This window comes from Streptomyces sp. TAA486 (genome assembly GCF_000426165.1).
Genome location: NZ_AUEV01000001.1, coordinates 309,376 through 324,921, shown reverse-complemented (window position 1 = coordinate 324,921; position 15,546 = coordinate 309,376). Strand labels below are relative to the sequence as shown.

Here is a 15,546-nt window from a genome sequence, read left to right as displayed (position 1 = left end):
GCCATTCCCGCGCCGGTGTCACCTCGGCTCAACGAGCGGCCGAATAGCTCAGATCCAGCGCTTTCATAGCCGACGGAACCAGGCGCAGCCACATCGTGCCGCGCCGTTCGGGGTCGTCGTGCAGGTAGTCAACGAAGCGCCGGTCCCAGCGGGACTCGTCCGCGCCCAGATAGCGGACGAGCTTGCGCCGGCCCCGAGGCACGTCGAAGTCCCTGAGCTCGGCGCTGCCTCGAGCGACGACCTGCAGCACGCTGCCCGTCACGATGTCGCACTCGTCGACGACGAGCGCGACCCGGGGATCGGCCCTGACACGGTCGAACAGCCTTGCCCACGGCCCCGTCAGGATCCAGAAGGCCCCGTCCTCCCACAGGAACCACACGGGCCGCACGGTCGGTCCGCCGGTCGCGATACGTGCGGTGAGCGGCCGGCTCAGGAAGGCGTCCACGTCGAACGGAGATGAGGTCATCCCGTCATCCTCGTGCCGTGCAGGCGCCGCTGACAGGGCGCCGGACCCAGGTCCCGCGGAGGGGCGACCGTTACGCCCGCCCGGCGCCAGGGTTACGCGTGCTGGTAAGCCACGAGCGAGATCCCCACGTAGTGCACGACGAACGCGGCCAGCGTGAACGAGTGGAACACCTCGTGGAATCCGAACCAGCGCGGTGACGGGTTCGGCCGCTTGATGCCGTAGACGACACCGCCCGCGCTGTAGAGCAGGCCACCCACGATCACGCACACGAGCACGGCGATGCCGCCCTCACGCATGAAGTCGGGCAGGTAGAAGACGGCCGCCCACCCCATCGCGATGTAGCACGGCGTGTAGAGCCAGCGCGGAGCACCGACCCAGAACACGCGGAAGCCGATCCCGAACAGGGCCGCGGCCCACACCCCCCACAGCAGCGGCCTCCCCGACCCGTCGGGGAGGAGAAGGATCGTGAGCGGTGTGTACGTCCCCGCGATGATCAGGAAGATGTTCGCGTGGTCGAGGCGCCGCAGTACGGCATTGGCCCTCGGCCCCCACTCTCCCCGGTGATAAAGCGCGCTCACACCGAAGAGCAGACAGGCTGTCAGGGTGTAGACGGCGCAGGCGATCCGGCCACGGGTGCTGTCGGCGAGCGCGGTGAGAAATATCCCGGCGGCGAGCACCGCGGGGAACATCCCGGCATGCAGCCATCCGCGCAGCCTTGGCTTGATCAGCGCGGGAATGGCCGCGGCACCCCTGGAGGCAGCCGAAGTCACGGCCGCGGCGGCCGACTCCACGGAGGCTGCGGCAGAACTGCCGGTGCTTTCCGGCTTCTCGGTTCCGTCAACGCCGTCTTCGGAGTCCGCGCAGTTCACGGGCTCAAGCGGACGAGGCGCGTCAGTCATACGGCCCATCGTAGCTACGGGGCCGCAACCGGCGACATGCTCTTCCGAGGGTCCATGCCGCTCATCGGAGTGGTGATGGACACATCCTTTCCATCTGGACAGGCAGCCGATACGCTCACATGCTCAGAGGAGCAAGGGTGACACCGGATGAGCGAGCCGCGCAGACGCACCAGCCCAGCACCACCACGAACGCATCCGGGTCGCGGCCCCCACGGGGCGAGTTGAAGCACCAAGCCAAAAAATGCGGATACCAGTGCAGTTATCCGTCGAACCCTCAACGTCTGGAGAGATCGTGGCGCGCAGTTCTGCGGCTCCCGCCATCAACCCCGTTCCCACCCGCCACCAGGAGCTGGTCTCCTGGGTCGAGGAAATCGCCGCTCTCACAGAACCGGCCCGCATCGTCTGGTGCAACGGCTCCGAATCGGAGTACGAGCGCCTCTGCGAAGAGCTCGTCGAGAACGGCACGTTCACCAAGCTGGACCCGGTGAAACGGCCGCACTCCTACTACGCCGCCTCCGACCCCAGCGACGTCGCACGCGTCGAGGGCCGTACGTACATCTGCTCCGACAAGGAGGAGGACGCCGGCCCGACCAACAACTGGAAGGCTCCTGACGAGATGCGGGCCGTCTTCCAGGGCGAGAACGGCGAAGGGGGAATCTTCCGCGGCTGCATGCGCGGCCGCACCATGTACGTCGTTCCCTTCTGCATGGGCCCCCTCGGCTCCCCGCTCTCCGCGCTGGGCGTCGAGATCACCGACTCCGCGTACGTCGCCGTCTCCATGCGCACCATGACGCGCATGGGACAGCAGGTCCTCGACGAGCTCGGCGAGGACGGATTCTTCGTCAAGGCGGTCCACAGCGTCGGCGCCCCACTGGAGGCCGGCGAGCAGGACGTGCCCTGGCCGTGCAACAACACCAAGTACATTTCCCACTTCCCCGAGAGCCGCGAGATCTGGTCCTTCGGATCGGGCTACGGCGGCAACGCACTGCTCGGCAAGAAGTGCTACGCGCTGCGCATCGCCTCCGTCATGGCGCGCGACGAGGGCTGGCTCGCCGAGCACATGCTCGTCCTCAAGCTCACCCCGCCGCGCGGTGAGTCCAAGTACGTCGCCGCCGCCTTCCCTTCGGCCTGCGGGAAGACGAACCTCGCCATGCTCGAGCCCACCGTCAAGGGCTGGACGGTGGAGACCATCGGCGACGACATCGCATGGATGCGCTTCGGCGAGGACGGACGGCTGTACGCCATCAACCCGGAGGCCGGCTTCTTCGGTGTCGCCCCCGGCACCGGCGAGCACACCAACGCCAACGCCATGAAGACCCTTTGGGGCAACTCGGTCTTCACCAACGTCGCCCTCACCGACGACGGCGACGTGTGGTGGGAGGGCATGACCGAGGAGACTCCCGCTCACCTCACCGACTGGAAGGGCAACGACTGGACTCCCGAGTCCGGGACTCCGGCCGCCCACCCCAACGCCCGCTTCACCACCCCGGCGGGACAGTGCCCGATCATCGCGCCGGAGTGGGAGGACCCGCGGGGGGTGCCGATCTCGGCGATCCTCTTCGGCGGTCGCCGCGCCACGGCGGTGCCGCTGGTGACGGAGTCCTTCAGCTGGCAGCACGGCGTCTTCCTCGGCGCCAACGTCGCCAGCGAGAAGACCGCCGCCGCCGAGGGCAAGGCCGGCGAGCTGCGCCGCGACCCGTTCGCGATGCTCCCCTTCTGCGGCTACAACATGGGCGACTACTTCGCCCACTGGGTGAACATCGGCAAGAACGCCGACCAGGCCAAGCTGCCGAAGATCTACTACGTCAACTGGTTCAAGAAGGACCAGGACGGCAAGTTCGTCTGGCCCGGCTTCGGCGAGAACAGCCGCGTGCTCAAGTGGGTCGTGCAGCGGCTCAACGGCGAGGCGGAGGGCGTCGAGACGCCCATCGGCGTCCTCCCGACGAAGGAGTCCCTCGACCGGGACGGGCTCGACATGACGGACTCGGAGCTCGACTTCGTCCTGGAGGTGGACAAGGAGGTCTGGCGCGACGAGGCCGCGCTGGTCCCCGAGCACCTCAACACCTTCGGTGACCACACGCCGAAGGAGCTGTGGGACGAACACCGCGCGCTGGTGGAGCGGTTGGGCTGACGGTCGGGCTGACGCCCACAGTCTTCCGGCTGGAGACGGTGCCCCTCACCTCTTGGTGGGGGGCACCGTTGTGCGCGTACGGTGCGCGGTCGACCGGTGCGTGCCGCTCCGTCGCCGGACGCACGCGCACTTGTCGTCCGGGCAGAAAATGTACACGGCTCAACTTTAGACCGAGTCTAAGTTAGGCTGGCATCCAGGCGATGTGACGCAGGAGGCCGACCGTGTACGAACCGATCCGCAGCAAGTCGGTACATGCCATGGCCGACGCCGATTTTCCCCACCGCTCGCGGGAAGAGGAGCTGGACATCCGCCTGGCCGGTCACCTGACGGCCCTGCTGACGGTGACGGACGAGCTGCGCGCCCTCACCCCGTCCGACGAGCTGGACGAGGCCGCGGAGGAACTCGCCTCCCAGGTCACGCGCCTGCGCGCGGCCCCGCTCAGGGCCGACCCCTCGGCGCACGACGCGGACCCGGCGCACATCGATTCTCTGCACCACCGCGCGCACACCCTGGCCGGCCATGCGGTCGTGATCGCCACGTACCGCAACGACGAACCGGCGATGGCGGTGGCCGGCCAGTGCCGCGACTTCCACGCCGCCGCCCTCGGCCTGACAGCCGCGTGACCACGACGTACTGACGGCCGCCGACGGCGGAAGGGCAGGACCCGGAAGGGGCAGGACCCCGGAATCGAACCGGTTGCGCCCCGCGAGGCTACGGCTGGCTGTAGCCGTCCAGGAAGGCGCCGATGCGCGTCACCGCGTCCTCCAACTCGTTCACCGGCGGCAGGTTCACGATCCGGAAGTGGTCCGGGTCGGGCCAGTTGAAGCCCGTGCCGTGGACGATCATGATCTGCTCGGCCCGCAGCAGGTCGAGGACCATCTCCCGGTCGTCCTTGATCTTGTGCACCTTGGGGTCCAGCCGCGGGAACGCGTAGATCGCACCCTTCGGCTTCACGCACGTCACGCCGGGGATCTGCGTCAGCAGATCGTGGACCATGTCGCGCTGCTCCAGGAGCCGCCCGCCGGGGAGCACCAGGTCGTTGATCGACTGCCGGCCGCCGAGCGCGGCGGCCACCACGTGCTGCGCGGGCATGTTCGCGCACAGCCGCATGTTGGCGAGGATCGTCAGCCCTTCGATGTAGCTCTGCGCATGACTCTTCGGCCCGCACACGGCCATCCAGCCGGCGCGGTACCCGGCCACCCGGTACGACTTCGAGAGCCCGTTGAAGGTGACGGTGAGCAGGTCGGGGGCGACGCGGGTCGTGGGCGTGTGCGTCGCACCGTCGTAGAGGATCTTGTCGTAGATCTCGTCGGAGTAGACGATCAGGCCGTGGCGCCGCGCGATGTCCGTGAGGCCGCGCAGCATCTCCTCGTCGTACACGGCGCCGGTGGGGTTGTTCGGGTTGATGACGACGAGCGCCTTCGTGCGATCTGTGACCTTGCTCTCGACGTCGGCCAGGTCCGGCATCCAGTCCGACTGCTCGTCGCAGCGGTAGTGCACGGCCCTGCCGCCGGAGAGGGAGACCGAGGCCGTCCACAGCGGGTAGTCGGGGGCCGGCACGAGGACCTCGTCACCGTCGTCGAGCAGCGCCTGCATCGACATCTGGATCAGCTCGGAGACGCCGTTGCCCAGGTAGATGTCCTCGACGGAGAGCTCGATGCCCTGCGTCTGGTAGTGCTGCATCACCGCGCGGCGCGCTGAGAGGAGCCCCTTCGCGTCGCCGTAGCCGTGAGCCTCGCCCACGTTGCGGATCATGTCCTCGAGGATCTCCGGCGGACACTCGAACCCGAAGGGTGCCGGGTTGCCGGTGTTGAGCTTGAGGATGCGGTGACCTGCTGCCTCCAGCCGCATCGCCTCCTCCAGGACCGGGCCCCGGATCTCGTAACAGACGTTTGCGAGCTTCGCCGACTGGATCACCTGCATTCCGCCACCATACGGGCCGACCTGGTGCGCGGCCACGTGTTATTGACCACCCGGGGTACGGCCGGGCACTCATCTTGACATGGCAAACTTTTTGAGAGTCACTGTCAAAAGACACTGACCATCGGAGTTGGCCATGACTGCACCGCCCGACCCCCGCCGCTGGTGGGCCCTCGCAGCTCTCGGCACGAGCATGCTCGTGCTGGGTTTCGACCTGACGATCCTCAACGTCGCCCTCCCCGCGATGGGGCGCCAACTCGGCGCCGGAACGGGGCAGATGCAGTGGATCGTGGACGCGTACATCGTCGTCTTCGCCGCCGCGATGCTGCCCGCGGGACTGCTGGGCGACCGATTCGGACGGCGGCGGCTGCTCGTCGCGGGCCTTACGGTCTTCCTCGCCGCCTCGCTGCTCGGCGGGCTCGCCGACGACGCCGGCTGGGTCATCGCCGCCCGCACCTTGATGGGGCTCGGAGCCGCACTGGTCACTCCGCTCGCGCTCTCCGTGATCCCGTCCCTCTTCGCGGACGAGGCCGAGCGCACCAAGGCCGTCGGCATCATCACCGCCTCGGTGGCCGGAGGCATGCCGCTCGGGCCCGTCCTCGGGGGCTGGCTCCTCGACCACTTCTGGTGGGGCTCGGTCTTCCTCGTCAACGTGCCGCTCGCCGCACTCGGCATCCTCGTCTGCCTCACGCTGCTCCCCGAGTCCCGCGACGAGTCGGCGCCCCATGTGGACGTGTTCAGCGCGGTGTTGAGCATCGCCGGCCTCGGCTCACTCGTCTTCGGCATCATCGAGGGGTCCGCGCGGGGCTGGAGCGACGCGTACGTCGTCGCTGCTCTCGCGGCATCGCCGGTGCTGCTGACGGCGCTCGTGCTGCGTGAACGCCGGGTCGAGCGGCCGATGCTGGACCTGAAGCTGCTGGCCCGGCCAGCGTTCGCACGGAACGCCTTCACCGCGACGCTGATCACGCTCGTGCTGGCCGGGCTGCTCTTCGTGCTGCCTCAGTACCTCCAAGCAGTGCTCGGCGTCGACGCGTTCGGCACCGGGCTGCGGCTGCTGCCGCTGATGGCGGGCCTCCTGGTCGCGGCGCGCGGATCGGGACCGCTGGCCGCGCGGCTCGGGTCGCGGCCGGTGATCAGCGCAGGGCTGGTGGTGCTGGCGTTCGCCGCGTTCCTCGGTGCGCGTACCGACGTGGGCGACGGATACGGGCTGACGGCGACCTGGCTGACCGTCACCGGGTTCGGCGTCGGATTCGCGATGGTGCCGGCGATGGACGGTGCTCTGGCTGCCGGCCGCGCAGGCCGGAAGCGGTTCGGGACTGTTGATGACCGTGCGTCAGACCGGTGCAGCGATCGGCATCGCCGCCCTGGGGAGCCTGCTGTCCGGCACGTACGCCGCCCGGCTCGCGACGGACGGACTGCCCGCGGGCGCGGCGGACGCGGCCGGGGACTCCGTGATCGCTGCCCATGCCGTCGCCGGGAGGCTGCATTCGGAGGCCCTGGCGGCCTCGGCGGACGCGGCCTTCATCGACGGCATGACGCAGGTGCTCTCTGTCTGCGGTGTCGCCGCGCTCGCCGCCGCCGTCATCACGGCACTGCTGCCGGAAAGGAAGCACGGGCAGGTACCCGTGCCGGAAGCGGAAGCAGCGGAGGGGGACGGCAAGACTTGGGGGTCCCCCCGGCCGGAGGTTGGGGGAGGGCCTGGATCGCTCCCCGTCCCCGGCGCATAGCTGGCCCCGGAGAGCCCGGATGGCGGACAATGAGCCACATGGCCCCTGCACGTACCGAGTCCTCCGCGGTTACCGAGCCCCGTCCGGGCCTCCGCGAGCGGAAGAAGATCAAGACCAGGCAGGCGATCCGGAAGGCCGCCTACCGGCTCTTCGACGAGCAGGGCTACGCCGCCACGTCCGTCGAGCGGATCGCGGACGAGGCGGAGGTCTCCCCCAGCACCGTCTTCCGCTACTTCCCCACGAAGGAAGACATCGTCCTCACCGACGAGTACGACCCGCTGATGCACGACGCGCTGCTCGCACGCCCCGCCGATGAGCCGCCGGTGACCGCGCTGCGCAGGGCCATGCTGGACGTGATCGAGCAGGCCATGCGCCTGGAGCCCGGCCGGGAGCCCGCCGAGTCCCACCAGCGGATCCGGCTCGTCCTGGAAGTGCCCGCGCTGCGTGCCCGGATGACCGAGCAGATGTCGGAAACGGTACGGATCCTGGCGGCCGCGCTGGCCGGGCGGACCGGACGGGATGCCGACTCCCTCGAACTGCGGGTGTGCACAGGGGCGTTGGTCGGTGCCATGTCCGAGGCCATGTTCTATTGGGCCAGGCGCGACGAGCCGCAGGAGGACCTCTTCGCGATCGTCGAGCGGGCGCTGCGCGTGGTGGAACGGGGAATCCCCCAGGCCCTCGGGGCGGAGGGAGCGGCTCCCCCAGGTCTTTAGGACCGAGCGGTGGGGGCACCCCTGGCCCCGCAGGACCTAGGGGGGTCAGCTCCGCAGTGACCGCTCCAGGACCTCGGGATCGGCGGTCGGAGCGTCGCACGTGAAGTTGCGGCACACATAGGCCGTCGGGTTCCCGTCCAGCAACGGACGGTCCCGCAGCAGCGGCACGTCGAGCGCCGCCGGGGAGCCCGGCTCCCCGAGCGCGACCACCGCTCCGGGCGCGGTCGCCAGCAGCGCCGTACGGTGCAGCGTGCCCGTACCGGCATCCGTGTGCGGGCCGACCACGGCGATCTCCCTCGGGCCGTCCAGCACGGCTTCGGCCGCGGCGAGACCCCACCCGATGAAGCGCGGCGCGCGGGATGCGAGAGCCCGCACGATGCCGAGCGCCCGCTCGGCGGCCTCTCGGTGGCGCGAACTGCCGGTGTAGGCGGCGTAGGAGAGAAGGGCCTGCGCGGCTGCCGTCCAGCCCGACGGGGTGGAGCTGTCCGTGGGGTCCTGCGGGCGGCGGATGAGGGCTTCGGCGTCGTCGGCGGTGTCGAAGAGCGCGCCGTCGGGATCCGTGAAGTGGTCGAGCACGGTCTCCAGCAGTACGCCGGCGGTGTCGAGCCAACCGGCCTCTCCGGTGACGGAGTAGAGACCGAGCAGGCCCTCGGCCACGTCGGCGTAGTCCTCCAGCACACCCGCACCCGAACCGGTCGTGCCGTCGCGCGAGGTGCGGGCGATGCGGCCGTCGCCGTTCAGGTGCAGATCGGTCAGCAGACGTGCGGCCGCGGATGCGGCCTCGACCAGGTCGGGACGGTCGAAGTAGGCACCGGTCTCCGCGAGCGCGGCGACAGCCAGCCCGTTCCACGCCGCGACGACCTTGTCGTCACGGGCGGGGCGCGGCCGCTGTTCGCGGGCACGCAGCAGCCTCTCCCGTACGGACGCCGCACGCGAGGCGTCCGAGAGCTGCTTGCCGTCCCGGAGTTGGAGGACGGACGCGCCCTCTTCGAAGGTGCCCTCGTCGGTGACGCCGAAGTAGGCCGCCGCCCACTGCCCGTCCTCCTCGCCGAGGACCTCGGTCAGCTGGTCGGGGGTCCACACGTAGTAGGCGCCCTCACTGTGCCTGCCGTTGCCGTCGTCGCTGTCGGCGTCGAGAGCGGATGCGAACCCGCCCTGGGGCGTGCCCAGTTCGCGGACCATGAAGTCCGCGGTCTCCAGGGCGACCCGGCGGGCCATGTCGGAGCCCGTGCTCCGCCAGGCGTGGGCGTAGACGCGGCAGAGCAGGGCGTTGTCGTAGAGCATCTTCTCGAAGTGCGGCACGACCCAGCCCGCGTCCACGGAGTAGCGCGCGAATCCGCCGCCGAGCTGGTCGTAGATGCCGCCGCGCGCCATCGATTCGCACGTGGCCCGGGCCATCTCCAGCGCGCCCTCAGAACCGGTGCGGGCGTGGTGGCGCAGCAGGAACTCCAGCGCCATGGACGGCGGGAACTTCGGCGAACCGCCGAACCCGCCCCGTTCGGCGTCGAATTCACGCGTCAGCTCCAGCAGCGCCGAGGCCAGCTCCTCGGGGCCGGGCGGCTGCGGCTGCTCGTAGCGGATGCTGCGCGCGGCGAGGTCCCGCACGATCCGGCCGGCCACGTCGGCGACCTCCTCGCGCCTCTCCGACCATGCCGTGGCGACGCCGTCCAGCACCTGCCGGAAGGAGGGCATGCCGTGGCGGGGAGCGGGCGGGAAGTAGGTGCCGAAGTAGAAGGGTTCGGCGGCGGGCGTGAGGAAGACGGTCATGGGCCATCCGCCCTGGCCGGTGGCCGCCTGCACGGCCTCCATGTAGACGGCGTCAACGTCGGGGCGTTCCTCGCGGTCCACTTTGACGGGGACGAAGTGGGCGTTGAGGTATTCGGCGGTGGCCTCGTCCTCGAAACTCTCGTGGGCCATGACGTGGCACCAGTGGCAGCTGGCGTAACCGACGCTGAGCAGCAACGGCACCCCGCGCCTGCGCGCCTCGTCGAAGGCGGCCTCCGACCAGGGCCACCAGTCGACCGGGTTGTCGGCGTGCTGAAGGAGGTACGGGCTCGTCTCGTCCGAGAGTCGGTTGGCCATCTGTCCATCGTGCCTGACGTGCCCCCGGGCGGGCGTACCCCGCACCCCTCGGCGGAGGTCTTCGAGCGTGGTTCCACCCGCCGGACCAGCTCGTCTCCGCCCCCGCGGCACTGCGAGGGGTGCGCAGCAGGCGCCTCCGGTCCCGCCGGCCGCGGTCAGATCTGGGCGCGGTCTCCGCCCGTCGCCTCCCAGCCGGAGACGGCCAGCGCGCGGTAGGCCGAGTAGTGGCTCGCCGGGTCGCCCGAGTCCGCCCAGGGGATCGCGCCCACGTAGCCGTCGACGACGCGCAGCGCCTCCATGGCCTCGCCGTACCGTTCGGAGCGTACGAGGAAGCAGACCAGCAGGTGCAGGACGTGCGGCCGCACGGGATGGCCGGCCTCGACCTGGTCGACGGCGTACTCCGCGGCCTCCACGGCCTTCTCGATTTCCGCGCTCTGGTACAGGCCGCGCACCATGTTGACCTCCGGCAGATGCTCGTACGCGGCGAAGAGCGGGAGCGCGGGAAGCAGGGTGCCCTCGGGCGCGTGGGCGGCGGCGGTCTGCGCGAAGGCATCGGCCTCCGCGCGCGAGCCGCAGCCCTTCTCCGACCAGTACGGCAGGGCGGCCATGTGCGCGCCCATGTGGTTCGGGGCCTTGCGCCGCAGCGTCGCCCACAGTTCCTCGAAGTCGGCGCGCCGGTAGGAGAGATGGCGCGCGATGAACAGTTCGGTTATGTGCGGCGTGGGGTCGTCGGGAGCGAGCCGCGCGGCCTCCTCGCAGACCGTACGGGCCTCTTCCAGGATGATGCGGTGATCGGCGGAGGAGGGGTCGGCGACGGCCTGCCACACCAGGAACTGCGCGTAGACCTGGGCGCCGCCCGGGTCGCCGGGCTGCTCGGTGCGCCACTGCCGCAGCCAGCTCGCGTCGCGCAGGCCCGGTTCCTTGCTGAAGGAGACGCCGCCCGCGGAGCCGCCCTTGCCCGTGGCCGGCGACTCCGGTGCTCCGAGCGCACGCGCGTGGGCCAGCTCCATCGCCGCCGCGCCCGCCATCGACTGCACGCGCTGCCAGCGCAGTTCCCACTCGTCCCCGGTGAGGGCCAGCAGCCGCGCGACGGGCTGCCAGTCCTGGGTGCGCTGCGTCTCGTCCAGCGCCTCGGTGAACTCGTGGTCGGGGCCCGGCAGTCGTACGTCGAGCTGCTCTGTCGGTACGAAGCCGTAGCCCGCGCCCGGGTCGACGGCGCGGGCTACGCCCTGAGCGCCTTGAAGACGCTGGCGCCGGCGGCGCATCGCCGGGGCGACCAGGACGCCGAAGATGGCGGTCAGTGCGATCAGCACGAGCAGGGCTTCCATGGCTGCGTTCTCCCCGTTGGTGCGCGGGCCGGACGTGACAGGAGTAATCCTCTGAAGCGGTTCGCTTGAGCCGCTCTGCCTACACCGTACGGCGCATTACGCTCGCCCCATGAGCGACCAGCGCGACAGCGGGCACACGCCCCAGAGCTTCGAGACCCTCGCGATCCACGCGGGGCAGACCGCCGACCCCGCGACGGGTGCGGTCGTACCGCCGATCTACCAGGTCTCCACGTACAAGCAGGACGGCGTCGGCGGGCTGCGCGGCGGCTATGAGTACAGCCGCTCCGCCAACCCGACGCGTACCGCACTCGAGCAGAACCTCGCCGCCCTGGAGGGCGGACGCAACGCCTTCGCGTTCGCGTCGGGCATGGCCGCCGAGGACTGCCTGCTGCGGACCCTGCTCGTGCCCGGGGACCACGTGGTGATCCCGAACGACGCCTACGGCGGTACGTTCCGCCTCTTCGCGCGCGTCGCCGAACGGTGGGGCGTGGACTGGTCCGTGGCCGACACCTCCGACCCGGCGGCGGTACGGGCCGAGCTGCGCGAGCGCACGAAGGCGGTGTGGGTGGAGACTCCGTCCAACCCGCTGCTCGGCATCAGCGACATCACCGCGCTCGCCCAGCTCGCGCACGGCGCCGGCGCACGGCTGGTCGTGGACAACACCTTCGCGAGCCCCTATCTCCAGCAGCCCCTCGCGTTGGGGGCGGACGTCGTCGTCCACTCGACGACGAAGTACATGGGCGGCCACTCGGACGTCGTCGGCGGCGCCCTCGTACTGGACGAGTCGGAGCTGGCCGCGGAGATCGCCTTCCACCAGAACGCGATGGGCGCCGTGGCGGGCCCGTTCGACTCCTGGCTGGTCATGCGCGGCACGAAGACGCTGGCCCTACGGATGGAGCGGCACAGCGCGAACGCCTCGCGCGTTGCCGAGATGCTCCAGGCCCACCCGAAGGTGACACAGGTCTACTACCCGGGCCTGCCCTCGCACCCGGGGCACGAGACGGCGGCCAAGCAGATGCGGGCCTTCGGCGGGATGGTCTCCTTCCGGGTCGCGGGCGGCGAGGAGGCGGCGGTGGAGGTGTGCGACCGCGCGCGCCTGTTCACGCTCGGGGAGTCGCTGGGCGGCGTCGAATCGCTGATCGAGCACCCCGCGCGCATGACGCACGCGTCGGCGGCGGGCTCCGCGCTGGAGGTGCCCGCGGACCTCGTTCGCCTGTCCGTCGGCATCGAGTCTGTGGAGGACCTGCTGGCGGATCTGCAGCAGGCCCTGGGCTAGAGCTGCACGGAACGGCGCCGGGGCCGGACCGCCCCGGCGCCCTGCCGCCCAGCGCACGAGCTGCTCGGCGAACGGGCGGCGCGCCGCTACCAGCCGAGCGGCGGAGTCGTGACGGCCGGCTGCCCCATCCAGGGCTCCGCGACCGCGGCCCACACCGCGACGGCCACGGCCACGGCGAAGAACCCCCACAGCAGCAGCGCGAGGGTGCGCCGCCGGTGCGCGATGCGCAGCCCCCGCAGCAGGGCGCGCCCGGCCAGGTCCGTCGGCACAGCGGCGGGGGGCACGGACTCCAGCAGGCGGCGGACCTCGGTCTCCTTGCGGTCGGGAAGTCTCATGCAGCCCCCCTCGGCTCGCGGCCTGCGCCGTCGCGCTGTTGCACGGCCCCGGTGGCCGCCCCCGCTTCCCTGTGCCGCAGGCCGGTGACGATGCGGGACGCGATCAGGGACACGGCACCGGACATCGTCCCGGGCGCCGGGCCGGTCGGGGTTCCGCCCTCGTCCCCGTTGCTCGTCCCGCGGCTGAGGACCGTCGCCATGCCCCGGGTGCACAGTCCCCGTACCCGCTCCACCGGCAACCCGAGCGATGCGGCGACCTGCTCCTCGGCCACGCCCTCGTACAGCCGCAGCACCAGCATCAGCCGCTCCTGCGGGGGCAGCCCGCCCAGCAGGCCGCCGCGCGGACGCCGGTAGTGCCGGGCTGTGTGTGCGAAGTGGGCGGCGAGATCCTGCCGCGTGTGTTCGTAAGGGTCCTCGCCGCGCAGGCGGTCCCAGTCCGCGTACGTACGGGACAGGGCACCGACGAGCAGTTCCTGGGCGGCGGGAGCGGCACCGAAGGGCTCCCCGGTGAGCAGCGTGGCGGCATGCAGCAGCCTGCCGGCCGCGCCCGCGACGAACGCCTCGAACTCCCGGGCCCGGCGGCGTTCCTCTCGCGCACGCCGCTCTCCCACCTGCGCCTCCCGTACGGCAATGGGACGGCAGCCGCACTGATCAAATCAAGAGGGCGGTACTTCCGGAGTCTCCGTTGCGGGGTGGATGCCCTGCATCGCGGTGTTGAAGCGGGTCAGGAGCCTGCAGAAGATCTCGCGGTCCTCCTCGCTCCAGTCGTCCGTGAGCACCGCCATCAGCTCGCGCCGGGAGGAGCGCACCTGGTGGAGGCGGGCGATGCCGTGCGGGGACAGCTTCAGAACGACGGCGCGGCCGTCCTCCGGGTGCGTGGTCCGGGTGACCAGGCCTCCTTCGACGAGCGGCGCGACCTGCCGGGTGACGGTCGAGGAGTCGATCCCCATCCCCGAGGCGAGCGCCTTGACGCCCATCGGCCCGTTCTCTTCGAGCCGGTTGAGCAGCAGGTACGCGGCACGGTCCATGGAGTTGCGCGCCTGGCCTATCCCGCCCAGACGGGTCTGCTCGGCGCGGCGCGCGAAGACGGCGACCTGGTGCTGCATGGCGTCCAGGACGCGCCCTTCCTGCGTGCCGGCGCGGTCGAGGGTCTCGCGGTGTTCGGCTTCATGCCCGGCGAGGGCCTGATCCGGGGCCTGATCTGTGCTGTTCACTGTCATCATGTCCGGTTGCATGGGCATGCCGAGATGCTCGCTTCTTCGGGAAGTTCCACGGAAAAGACCTGATTCTGCTGCCCAGCGTAAACGGAGCGCGCCCGAGCCGTACCTGTGCTGCGTGAACAGCGTCGATACCTGGCGGCGCCCGCGGCGCCGCGAACTGCGACACTGACGCCATGGTCTCCCCCGCCCCCGACGCCACGGGCGTCACGGCGTCCGTCACCGTCGACGACGTGCGCGCCGCGCAGAAGACGCTCACCGGCGTGGCCCGTACGACATCCCTGGAGGGCAGTCGGCACCTCACGCGCCTCGTCGGCTCCCCCGTGCACCTCAAGTGCGAGAACCTGCAGCGCACCGGCTCGTTCAAGCTGCGCGGCGCATATGTGCGCATCGCCGGGCTCTCCCCTCAGGAGCGTGCGCGCGGCGTGGTCGCGGCGAGCGCCGGCAACCACGCGCAGGGCGTGGCGCTGGCGGCCTCCCTGCTCGGTGTGACCTCCACGGTGTTCATGCCGGAGGGCGCCCCGTTGCCGAAGGTCGCCGCGACGCGGGACTACGGCGCCGAGGTCGTGCTGCACGGACAGGTCGTCGACGAGACGCTGCGGGCGGCGCAGGAGTACGCGGAAGGGACGGGTGCGGTCTTCATCCACCCCTTCGACCACCCCGACGTGGTGGCGGGGCAGGGCACGCTCGGGCTGGAGATCCTCGAACAGTGCCCGGAGGTCCGCACGATCGTCGTCGGAGTGGGAGGCGGCGGGCTCATCGCGGGCATCGCGGTGGCGGTCAAGGAACTGCGGCCCGACGTACGGATCATCGGCGTCCAGGCGGAGGGAGCGGCGGCGTATCCACCCTCGCTCGCCGCGGGGAAGCCCGTGGTCCTGGACTCTGTCTCCACGATGGCCGACGGGATCAAGGTGGGGCGCCCCGGAGATGTGCCGTTCAAAATCGTTGGCGACCTCGTCGACGAGGTCCGTACGGTGTCCGAAGACGCTCTCTCCAGCGCGTTGTTGCTCTGCCTGGAGAGGGCGAAGCTGGTGGTGGAGCCGGCGGGGGCAAGTCCCGTGGCGGCCCTGCTCGCCCGGCCGGAGACGGTTGACGGTCCCGTCGTCGCCGTGCTCTCCGGAGGCAATGTCGATCCCCTGGTGCTCCAGCGGACGCTGCGTCACGGCATGGCGGCCGCGGGCCGCTATCTGTCGCTGCGGCTGCGGCTGACCGACCGGCCCGGGGCGCTGGCAGCGCTGCTGAGGGAATTGTCAGTGGCCGACGCTAACGTCCTGGACGTGGGCCATGTTCGGACCGATCCACGGCTCGGGCTCGACGAGGTGGAGGTGGAGCTGCACTTGGAGACGAAGGGACCGGAGCACTGCGAGGACCTCGCGGGCAAGCTGCGCTCGGCCGGCTACACGGTCGTTCTGACGCGCTGAGCCGTCGGCCCGCCGCGAAAGGCAGCCGAGG

13 protein-coding genes and 1 pseudogene are annotated in these 15,546 nt (G+C 70.7%); 6 read left to right on the top strand and 8 right to left on the bottom strand.

All coding sequences use genetic code 11. From position 1 onward, the window contains the following. Nucleotides 1-28: 28 nt before the first annotated feature. The gene (locus tag I004_RS0101525; RefSeq protein WP_028434049.1) at nucleotides 29-466 is read right to left on the bottom strand and encodes a pyridoxamine 5'-phosphate oxidase family protein; all 438 of its coding nucleotides are present in this window, start codon (nucleotides 464-466) and stop codon (nucleotides 29-31) included. Between the two features lie 92 nt (nucleotides 467-558). Further along, nucleotides 559-1,365 (bottom strand): PAQR family membrane homeostasis protein TrhA, encoded by an 807-nt coding sequence (gene trhA / locus I004_RS0101520; RefSeq protein ID WP_486579647.1) that lies wholly within the window; start codon nucleotides 1,363-1,365, stop codon nucleotides 559-561. 292 nt (nucleotides 1,366-1,657) lie between these two features. On the opposite strand from trhA, the gene I004_RS0101515 reads away from it, so the two are divergent. Both I004_RS0101515 and I004_RS0101510 read left to right on the top strand, forming a co-directional pair. After that, nucleotides 1,658-3,496: a phosphoenolpyruvate carboxykinase (GTP) gene (locus tag I004_RS0101515; RefSeq protein ID WP_028434047.1), complete on the top strand. Its 1,839-nt coding sequence runs from the start codon at nucleotides 1,658-1,660 to the stop codon at nucleotides 3,494-3,496. A gap of 221 nt (nucleotides 3,497-3,717) precedes the next feature. After that, nucleotides 3,718-4,119, top strand: a complete 402-nt coding sequence (locus tag I004_RS0101510) for an SCO4983 family protein (RefSeq protein ID WP_028434046.1) — start codon at nucleotides 3,718-3,720, stop codon at nucleotides 4,117-4,119. Nucleotides 4,120-4,207: 88 nt separating this feature from the next. Here I004_RS0101510 and I004_RS0101505 read toward each other — a convergent pair whose 3' ends face one another. Further along, nucleotides 4,208-5,419, bottom strand: coding sequence for a pyridoxal phosphate-dependent aminotransferase (locus I004_RS0101505; protein WP_028434045.1), 1,212 nt, complete (start codon nucleotides 5,417-5,419; stop codon nucleotides 4,208-4,210). 190 nt (nucleotides 5,420-5,609) lie between these two features. Here I004_RS0101505 and I004_RS31510 point away from each other — a divergent pair. Together I004_RS31510 and I004_RS0101495 are read left to right on the top strand one after the other, a co-directional pair. Further along, nucleotides 5,610-7,143, top strand: a pseudogene (locus I004_RS31510) (MFS transporter). Between the two features lie 29 nt (nucleotides 7,144-7,172). Continuing rightward, nucleotides 7,173-7,856: an acyl-CoA-like ligand-binding transcription factor gene (locus I004_RS0101495; RefSeq protein ID WP_078510718.1), complete on the top strand. Its 684-nt coding sequence runs from the start codon at nucleotides 7,173-7,175 to the stop codon at nucleotides 7,854-7,856. 45 nt (nucleotides 7,857-7,901) lie between these two features. Here the strand turns inward: I004_RS0101495 and I004_RS0101490 are convergent, their stop codons facing one another. Together I004_RS0101490 and I004_RS0101485 are read right to left on the bottom strand one after the other, a co-directional pair. Continuing rightward, a complete protein-coding gene (locus tag I004_RS0101490; protein ID WP_028434043.1) occupies nucleotides 7,902-9,938 on the bottom strand; it encodes a thioredoxin domain-containing protein in 2,037 nt (678 codons plus the stop codon). Nucleotides 9,939-10,093: 155 nt separating this feature from the next. Beyond that, on the bottom strand, nucleotides 10,094-11,266 hold the full coding sequence (locus I004_RS0101485; protein WP_028434042.1) for a hypothetical protein: 1,173 nt from the start codon (nucleotides 11,264-11,266) through the stop codon (nucleotides 10,094-10,096). Nucleotides 11,267-11,375: 109 nt separating this feature from the next. On the opposite strand from I004_RS0101485, the gene I004_RS0101480 reads away from it, so the two are divergent. Then, the gene (locus tag I004_RS0101480; protein ID WP_028434041.1) at nucleotides 11,376-12,542 is read left to right on the top strand and encodes a cystathionine gamma-synthase; all 1,167 of its coding nucleotides are present in this window, start codon (nucleotides 11,376-11,378) and stop codon (nucleotides 12,540-12,542) included. 86 nt (nucleotides 12,543-12,628) lie between these two features. On the opposite strand, the gene I004_RS0101475 is transcribed toward I004_RS0101480, so the two are convergent. Genes I004_RS0101475 through I004_RS31500 form a run of 3 tightly spaced genes read right to left on the bottom strand, consistent with a single transcriptional unit; the run spans nucleotide 12,629 to nucleotide 13,983 of the window. After that, a complete protein-coding gene (locus I004_RS0101475; RefSeq protein WP_028434040.1) occupies nucleotides 12,629-12,877 on the bottom strand; it encodes a hypothetical protein in 249 nt (82 codons plus the stop codon). Further along, nucleotides 12,874-13,488, bottom strand: a complete 615-nt coding sequence (locus I004_RS31505; RefSeq protein ID WP_106965224.1) for a sigma factor-like helix-turn-helix DNA-binding protein — start codon at nucleotides 13,486-13,488, stop codon at nucleotides 12,874-12,876. The genes I004_RS0101475 and I004_RS31505 overlap by 4 nt, the downstream gene beginning before the upstream one ends. Nucleotides 13,489-13,533: 45 nt before the next feature. After that, nucleotides 13,534-13,983, bottom strand: coding sequence for a MarR family transcriptional regulator (locus I004_RS31500; protein ID WP_051344666.1), 450 nt, complete (start codon nucleotides 13,981-13,983; stop codon nucleotides 13,534-13,536). Nucleotides 13,984-14,270: 287 nt separating this feature from the next. Here I004_RS31500 and ilvA point away from each other — a divergent pair, with 287 nt between their 5' ends. Beyond that, nucleotides 14,271-15,515 carry a threonine ammonia-lyase gene (gene ilvA, locus I004_RS0101460; RefSeq protein WP_028434038.1) on the top strand — a complete coding sequence of 415 codons (1,245 nt, stop codon included), beginning with the start codon at nucleotides 14,271-14,273 and terminating at the stop codon, nucleotides 15,513-15,515. Nucleotides 15,516-15,546 lie beyond the last annotated feature (31 nt).

What these genes read in the sequence shown, in the direction of transcription:
- I004_RS0101475 (WP_028434040.1), bottom strand. Translation starts at nt 12,877, where the DNA reads ATGAGACTTCCCGACCGCAAGGAGACCGAGGTCCGCCGCCTGCTGGAG.
- I004_RS31500 (WP_051344666.1), bottom strand. Translation starts at nt 13,983, where the DNA reads ATGCAGCACCAGGTCGCCGTCTTCGCGCGCCGCGCCGAGCAGACCCGT.
- I004_RS0101485 (WP_028434042.1), bottom strand. Translation starts at nt 11,266, where the DNA reads ATGGAAGCCCTGCTCGTGCTGATCGCACTGACCGCCATCTTCGGCGTC.
- trhA (WP_486579647.1), bottom strand. Translation starts at nt 1,365, where the DNA reads ATGACTGACGCGCCTCGTCCGCTTGAGCCCGTGAACTGCGCGGACTCC.
- I004_RS0101490 (WP_028434043.1), bottom strand. Translation starts at nt 9,938, where the DNA reads ATGGCCAACCGACTCTCGGACGAGACGAGCCCGTACCTCCTTCAGCAC.
- I004_RS0101525 (WP_028434049.1), bottom strand. Translation starts at nt 466, where the DNA reads ATGACCTCATCTCCGTTCGACGTGGACGCCTTCCTGAGCCGGCCGCTC.
- I004_RS0101505 (WP_028434045.1), bottom strand. Translation starts at nt 5,419, where the DNA reads ATGCAGGTGATCCAGTCGGCGAAGCTCGCAAACGTCTGTTACGAGATC.
- ilvA (WP_028434038.1), top strand. Translation starts at nt 14,271, where the DNA reads ATGGTCTCCCCCGCCCCCGACGCCACGGGCGTCACGGCGTCCGTCACC.
- I004_RS0101495 (WP_078510718.1), top strand. Translation starts at nt 7,173, where the DNA reads ATGAGCCACATGGCCCCTGCACGTACCGAGTCCTCCGCGGTTACCGAG.
- I004_RS0101480 (WP_028434041.1), top strand. Translation starts at nt 11,376, where the DNA reads ATGAGCGACCAGCGCGACAGCGGGCACACGCCCCAGAGCTTCGAGACC.